Source organism: Brucella sp. HL-2, assembly GCF_025846885.2.
Taxonomy (GTDB): Bacteria; Pseudomonadota; Alphaproteobacteria; order Rhizobiales; family Rhizobiaceae; genus Brucella; species Brucella quorumnocens.
In genome coordinates this window covers 46,885-54,102 of record NZ_JAOYTK010000027.1, presented here as the reverse complement: position 1 = coordinate 54,102, position 7,218 = coordinate 46,885, and the positions used below count along the sequence as shown (strand labels likewise).

The following is a 7,218-nucleotide window of genomic DNA, read 5'->3' as shown; positions in this document are numbered from 1 at the left end:
ATCACTGCCCATTGCCGATCATCAAGCCAGAATTCTCCTGCCATGCTCCAAAACTCCCGTTATCAGGAGAGTGAATCATGAAGAAGTAATTTGATCAAATGTTTAATTGGGTTTGGAGCTAAAGCATGTCTCCCAAAATGGGACCCGGTTTTGGGATAAAGACATGCGTAAAAACAAATAGTTACTGCGGTTCCAACGATTCAGTCTTAATTGGAACCGCTATAAGACATATCGGATCGATATGACTAACCGCGACCTCAAATAGTTTGAATTGTGTTATGGTAGATGCTGAATAAACGGATCAGCCAATAAAAAACCTCCGACGATGTCGGAGGCTTTGATATTCATATTCGTAATATTTTACTCTCAGGCAGCTGATACATTCGCCGCATTGGCAACCAGACGACGAAGCATTTCTTCAGCCTGCGGTTCGCGCTCTGAGCGCCCGATAAACCCACCGCCAAACACGCGCGCCGTATTGCTGTCATCAGAATAGAGAACGCATGCCTGTCCGGGTGCAATGCCGCTTTCGCCGTCAACGAGCTCTACCCATGTCTTTCCATCAGCATGATGGAGCACAGCAGGCCGTGGCGGGCGTGTCGAACGAACCTTGGCGAAGACCTCCACACCACCTTCTGGCAGCGCATCAAGGGAACCATCCCCTAGCCAGTTCACGTCGCGCAGGAACACCTTGTGTGTTTCCAGTGCCTCACGTGGGCCAACGATAACGCGCGTATTGGCGGCATCCAGATGCACTACATAAAGTGGCTCACCCGTTGCAACACCGATACCGCGGCGCTGACCAACGGTATAATGCACGATGCCTTCATGACGCCCCAGAACACGGCCATCGATATGTACGATATCGCCAGGGGTCGCTGCTTCAGGCTTCAGCTTGGAAATAATGTCAGAATATTTGCCCTGCGGCACGAAGCAAATGTCCTGGCTATCCTGCTTCTTCGCAACCGTCAGCCCCATCTCTTCTGCAATTTCGCGGACCTGCGCCTTCGGCAGATGTCCAAGCGGGAAGCGCAGATAATCAACCTGGTCCTGCGTGGTGGCAAAGAGGAAATAGCTCTGATCACGATCAGAATCGACCGGACGGAACATCGCGCGATGGTCGCCATTCTGGCTGCTGCGGATATAATGACCGGTTGCCAAAGCGTCCGCACCCAATTCGCGCGCAGTCTGCAAAAGATCAGCAAACTTGACGGTCTGATTGCACGAAACACACGGAATCGGCGTTTCACCACTCACATAGGAATTTGCAAATGGATCGATAACCGCTTCACGGAAGCGCGCTTCATAATCCAGTACATAATGCGGAATGCCGAGGCTTTCAGAAACGCGACGCGCATCTTCGATGTCCTGGCCCGCGCAACATGAACCCGCGCGATGCACCGCCGCACCGTGATCGTAAAGCTGCAGCGTCACGCCAACGACATCATAGCCCTCACGTTTGAGTATCCCCGCCACAACGGATGAATCGACGCCGCCCGACATGGCGACGACAACGCGCGTGTCTTCCGGCTTTCCCGGCAGATCGAGGCTGTTCAGGCTCATGATTGATTCCAGCTTCCGGGCAAATGCCCTGCTTCTCAAAGTTTAGGTTTGCGCCCTATATAGGTCACACAAAGGGTGCTTGCCAAGATGTCGCAGCAAAAACAACGCGCATTTTGCAGCGTTGCAGTCACAATTTCGCGTGAGACATAAAATAAAATACCGGCATAAGCGGGTTTTTTTATGACTTTCTCTCTAAATAAGGCATTTTTTTGCAAGTGTTACCAGAGAGTTACCGGCTGTTTAGGTAATTCTTAAAGCTGTGGCGCTAGTCTCGGTCTCGATTAGGTCCTTGAGTGTTGTGTAGAGAGTACAATGACCGATCTGACAAGACCGCGTATAAAATATGTTATTGGTCCAGATGGCAGTCCGCTGACCATCGCAGACCTCCCCCCCGCCACTACGAGGCGCTGGGTCATTCGCCGAAAGGCAGAAGTTGTCGCCGCTGTACGCGGCGGCCTTCTCAGCCTTGAGGAGGCATGCCAGCGTTATACGTTGACGGTGGAGGAATTTCTGGGCTGGCAGTCCTCGATCGATGAGCATGGTCTCGCCGGTCTAAGGACCACACGTATCCAGCAGTATAGACACTAAGATTCTGCCGGTTCTTCGGAAACAGCAGATACGCAAATTAAGCCCCGGCCGGGTCAATCGGCCGGGGTTTTTCTTTGGCCAGTACTGCCTATATGAAGAGAGGAGCCAAGCCTTGTGAAGGAGTTCGCCGATGAGCGAAAACATCCAGATAAAGAAAAATGATGATGCTGATAGCGGACGTTACTTTGTCGTCATTGATGGTGATGAAGCAGAGATGACCTACACAACGCTGGGTCCCGCTCTGATTTCCATTGATCACACCTTCGTACCCGATTCGATGCGCGGTAAAGGTGTGGCACAGGCATTGGCATTGAACGCCGTCGAAGATGCTCGCAAAACCGGCTGGAAGATCATTCCACGCTGCAGCTTCATGCAGGCACAGGTGAAACGGCATGCCGATTGGGCCGATGTTATCAAAGCAGAATAGGGAGCGAGCAGTTTTAACTCGCAGCTCCCGTTTTCAAGCTTTAGCGTAAATCGCGAATGCGGCTGGCAAGACTTTTAGGGCGAGTCGTGTTGCCCTCATTTCCACCTTCTGATCCGCTTGCATTCACGAGAGCGTCGATGGGCGAATCTTCGCCTTCTTTTTCCGCAGTTGCTGCAACCATCCGGGCCGCTAGAGCCGCCATCTCCTCGCGGAGTGCGGCATTTTCCTTTGAAATCTCCGCGGACTGCTCACCCCCCACAATAGAGCTGGAGCCATTACGCGTATAACGCTCCAGTTTCTCCTGCGCATCGGAAAAATCAGAAATCAGCTTATCCAATCTTTGCTGCAGCTCGGTGTTCCGGCGCCGTTCGCTCTTCAGTTCAGTTTGTGCTGCGGTCAATTGCGTCGAAACCTCGTTATAGCGCACAGATGCATCTTTGCGTTCCCGACGCATCTCGCTCATCTCATTTGCCAGACGACCGTGTTCGGCCTCCTTGGCACTTATTTCAATACGAAGCGTATCGGCCAGATCTTGCAGAGATGAAAGGTGTTTCTGAAGGCGCTCCACTTCGGCTTCGACAATTTCTGCCTTTTCCGATGCATTATCACGTTCGATAATCGTCTCCTCGACGACCCTTTCGCGCTCAGACAAAGTCTGTCTGAGCTGGGAAATGTCACTCTCAAGGGACGCGAAGCGTTTGAGTTCGTCATGCTGCTTGCCAAGTTGGATCAGCTGCTCGGACGATTGTCCACGTTCCTGCTTGAGTTTCTGTTCAAGTTTGCTGAAAGCCACCGCATGTTCGGCACGTAATCCATCGCGATCCGCTCGGATTTCCGCAAGCGTTACCGGAAGTTCGGCGTGCACCTGCCGCCGCGCCAGAAAAAACGCACGTCGCCAAACCGAGGGGCCAAGCAGAACCACGACGAAAACCGCCACGAGAACGCCGAGAATGAAAATGAGCGCAGACTGGATCACGGCTTTGTCACAAAGAGAAAAAAGGACCAGCCAAACGACAATGGCTGGCTATTATTCGTAGATCGGCACTTCCGATGCTAGCTGCGCGACTTACGCCACGCAATATGTATCAGAATGGGTTCCAGGTCGGTGCAGCTGAAAGCTTGAGATAGCCGATATTGACACCCAATCTTGCGCCAACGCCCGTGCGGATGGGCAACAGCATAATATTCTGACGCTTAAGCACGTTAAAACCAGCACCCGCGATCACATAAGCTGAGCCTGCAACGCCGGCATAACGACCGTAGAGGCTCTGGACGTCGTCAAGGTTATAGACGAGCATCATCACGCGTGAGCCTTGGCCACCAAAATCCCAACCCAGCGAAGGGCCCTGCCAGAATGTGCGATGGTCGCCAGCATTCTTTGTATAGAGCGTGCCTTCACCATATGTGAGACCGCCTATGAAGGCACCAGAACCTTCTTCACCTAGAATATATCCATTCGGAAGGCCAAAGCTCTGAAAAGCTTTTTCGACGGCACTGGCGATTCCGCCGGACGTAGATCCAAAGAACCGGTGTCCGGATTCAACAACTTCCTCGGCCGTGTATGTGTTGCTGCTCTGTGCCTGCGCTTTGTGCGGCACGACGATAATGGAGATCAGAAACGCCGCAAAAAACGCTACAAAATACGCCGCGTTGCGGAACCTGATCTGCGACAGGGACGGTATGGCCATTTATAATTCCTTTTGCCTACCAGCTTCTCTGCCTGACGGCCCTGTTAAAAGCCTAGCTACTACGTCTCTTGCGAACGCTTTGCCGAATCGCGCTTATTCTAACCGCGAATTTATTGTCTAAATCTTTATGCTCTGAAATTGGCTTTAGAATGGCGGCAAAAAACAGCTTTGTTGCGGCAACCCAATGTCGCGTGTATCCAGATTCTCAAGGTTCCTGATGATGATTCGTCAGGATTTACGCTCACCAACTGATAGCGGCCCGTCATTCGGCTTGAATGTCGATTTTCAGGGTCGGTTCGTGCCTGGAGAAATCACCATGCCATTGCCCGTTACCCTTTCCGCACTCGATCTCGGTGCGCTTCTGTGCAGCAGGATCTGTCATGACATCATCTCGCCGGTTGGCGCGATCAATAATGGTCTCGAACTGCTTGAAGAAGGTGGTGCGGACGAAGACGCAATGGCGCTTATCAAATCGAGCGCGCGCAATGCCTCTGCCCGCCTTCAGTTTGCTCGCATCGCTTTTGGTGCAGCTGGTTCTGCAGGCGTGCAAATTGATACCGGCGATGCACAGCATGTTGCCACACAATATTTTGCCAATGAAAAGCCGGAACTGACCTGGGAAGGTACACGCGTTCTGCTGCCCAAGAACAAAGTCAAGTTGCTGCTCAACCTGCTGCTTATCAGCAATGCAGCCATTCCGCGTGGCGGCTCGCTAGCTGTACGGCTGGAAAATGGCGACGCCGATCCACGCTTTGTCATTACCGCCAAGGGTCGTATGCTGCGCGTACCACCAAAATTTCTGGAATTGCATTCAGGCGCTGAACCAGAAGAGCCGATCGATGCACATTCCGTGCAGCCCTATTATACGCTGCTGCTCGCTGAAGAAGCTGGCATGAAGATTTCTATTCACGCGACTGCAGAAGACATCGTTTTCGCCGCTGAATAATTCCATTCTGATCGAACACAAAAGGCGCAAGATAAAACCTGCGACTTTTATTTTTCCAATATTCAAAAGAAAAAGCTCCGCCGAAGCGGAGCTTTTTGTCATTTCACTATCTACAGCGTCCTGTTGTGCGCGCCCAAGAAGGCGCACGCGCTCTAAGACGCTTATGCGCTTTCACGCAGTTCGCTGCCATCTGGCTCGCGCAGCACATAACCACGGCCCCACACGGTTTCGATGTAGCTCTGGCTGCCGGAAACGGCATCGAGCTTCTTGCGCAGCTTGCAGATAAACACGTCGATAATCTTCAGCTCAGGCTCGTCCATACCGCCATAAAGGTGGTTGAGGAACATTTCCTTGGTAAGCGTCGTGCCCTTACGCAGGGAAAGAAGCTCAAGCATCTGATACTCTTTGCCGGTCAGGTGAACGCGCTGACCGCCAACTTCAACCGTCTTGGCATCAAGATTGACAACCAGATCGCCAGTTGTGATGACCGACTGAGCGTGGCCCTTCGAACGGCGGACGATCGCATGAATGCGAGCGATCAACTCATCCTTGTGGAACGGCTTCGTCATATAGTCATCTGCGCCAAAACCAAGGCCGCGAACCTTATCCTCAATGCCGGCCATACCGGAAAGGATCAGGATTGGCGTCTTAACCTTCGAAAGGCGCAAGGTACGCAGAACTTCGTAACCGGACATATCCGGCAAGTTCAGGTCCAGCAAGATGATGTCGTAATCATAAAGCTTGCCGAGATCGATGCCTTCTTCACCCAGATCGGTGGTGTAGACATTGAAGCTCTCGGACTTCAGCATCAACTCAATGCTCTGTGCGATAGCACTGTCGTCTTCAATTAAAAGGACGCGCATATCTTATCCCCTTTCCGCCGCTGACCAGATATCCCTCACGGCAGCACACGGAACTGTCGTTGCCATAGCATGAAGGTGCCTGCAAATGGTTAACAAAATATGATTCCTGTTGGCAAGCATAATTCTATCCTGTTTAGAAAAAACTCTTATCCGACTGAATCATATGCAATTATTCAATTCGATCGACTCTTATGAATCACATTAAGAAGTTCCCTTAAGTGATTCATTCGACTCTATGTTTCACCTGTTACCCAAAAACCACACAAGATTTACCGAGCCTTAATTCCTAACGCGTATGATTAACGTTGCCGGTAAAGGAATGGTTACCAAAAGCGCAAAATCTTAACTTTTTGTTTCGCTTATGAAGACTGTTCTTATGATTGGCGGCAAAGCCGAGGCCCTGAAAAGCAAGGCATTGCAACGGATTTCGCGGTATATTGCAGGAAAATCGCCCGCATATATGCCTGTTAATAAAGTCGGGGGGAACGCCCCAACGGTAGGAGCGCATCCCGAAAAACGTGAAACGGTTTTCGGACAATGCGTGTGAAACAAAAAGTTAGAGCGCCGGTCTGATAAAAATCGGATCGAAACACGCTTTAATAAAGCTGGTTGGTGTTCAAGGAGTATTGCGTAATGAAGCCACGTGAAAGCCTCGTCAGGCTTAAACTGTTCCAGGTGAAGGAAAAACGCCGTCAGCTGGGCCAGCTCGACCTGATGATTGGCGAGTTCGAACGTATGGCGGGAGAACTCGACGCCCAGATTCTATCCGAGGAAAAGAAGGCAGGCATCACTGACATCAATCATTTCGCCTATCCGACCTTCGCAAAGGCAGCGCGCCAGCGACGCGACAACCTGTTTGGATCGATTCGCGATTTGATGTCTCAGAAAGAAGCTGCTGAAGCCGAACTGGTCTATGCGGAAACCGAACTGTCAAAGGCGGAAGCACTCGAAGAACGTGACGGTGGCAAAGCGCCTCGTGAAATCGTCGAGCGCCCGGTCAATCAGCGCCGCGCTATGATCGGCTAAAGCATCGTTTGACCGGCGCGAAATTGCGCGCCGGTGAACGAGTTATTGAAACAATGGGCTTGGAGTGCCGATCATTCAGCGCTCTACGCCGTACTTTAGTAATATTCGTAATGCTGC

8 protein-coding genes are annotated in these 7,218 nt (G+C 51.5%); 4 read left to right on the top strand and 4 right to left on the bottom strand.

Translation table 11 applies throughout. The features are described from left to right. Positions 1 to 366 precede the first annotated feature (366 nt). Positions 367 to 1,563, bottom strand: a complete 1,197-nt coding sequence (mnmA, locus tag OIV19_RS19825; RefSeq protein WP_191794042.1) for a tRNA 2-thiouridine(34) synthase MnmA — start codon at positions 1,561 to 1,563, stop codon at positions 367 to 369. 312 nt (positions 1,564 to 1,875) lie between these two features. Here mnmA and sciP point away from each other — a divergent pair, with 312 nt between their 5' ends. Both sciP and OIV19_RS19815 read left to right on the top strand, forming a co-directional pair. Then, positions 1,876 to 2,151: a CtrA inhibitor SciP gene (gene sciP, locus OIV19_RS19820; protein WP_007876112.1), complete on the top strand. Its 276-nt coding sequence runs from the start codon at positions 1,876 to 1,878 to the stop codon at positions 2,149 to 2,151. 130 nt (positions 2,152 to 2,281) lie between these two features. Then, the gene (locus OIV19_RS19815) at positions 2,282 to 2,578 is read left to right on the top strand and encodes a GNAT family N-acetyltransferase (RefSeq protein ID WP_264233246.1); all 297 of its coding nucleotides are present in this window, start codon (positions 2,282 to 2,284) and stop codon (positions 2,576 to 2,578) included. A 40-nt stretch (positions 2,579 to 2,618) separates the two neighbouring features. Here OIV19_RS19815 and OIV19_RS19810 read toward each other — a convergent pair whose 3' ends face one another. Beyond that, a complete protein-coding gene (locus OIV19_RS19810) occupies positions 2,619 to 3,530 on the bottom strand; it encodes a coiled-coil domain-containing protein (RefSeq protein ID WP_264233253.1) in 912 nt (303 codons plus the stop codon). A gap of 133 nt (positions 3,531 to 3,663) precedes the next feature. Then, complete coding sequence (locus tag OIV19_RS19805) at positions 3,664 to 4,266, bottom strand: EipA family protein (RefSeq protein WP_264233244.1); 603 nt, start codon at positions 4,264 to 4,266, stop codon at positions 3,664 to 3,666. A 316-nt stretch (positions 4,267 to 4,582) separates the two neighbouring features. Between OIV19_RS19805 and chpT the strand changes: the two genes are divergently transcribed. Next, positions 4,583 to 5,212 (top strand): histidine phosphotransferase ChpT, encoded by a 630-nt coding sequence (gene chpT, locus OIV19_RS19800; protein ID WP_095447952.1) that lies wholly within the window; start codon positions 4,583 to 4,585, stop codon positions 5,210 to 5,212. 161 nt (positions 5,213 to 5,373) lie between these two features. Here chpT and ctrA read toward each other — a convergent pair whose 3' ends face one another. Further along, positions 5,374 to 6,075, bottom strand: coding sequence for a response regulator transcription factor CtrA (ctrA, locus tag OIV19_RS19795; RefSeq protein WP_094577785.1), 702 nt, complete (start codon positions 6,073 to 6,075; stop codon positions 5,374 to 5,376). 633 nt (positions 6,076 to 6,708) lie between these two features. Here ctrA and OIV19_RS19790 point away from each other — a divergent pair. Next, entirely contained in the window at positions 6,709 to 7,101 is a 393-nt protein-coding gene (locus tag OIV19_RS19790; protein WP_024899365.1) for a hypothetical protein, read from the top strand. Positions 7,102 to 7,218: the final 117 nt, after the last annotated feature.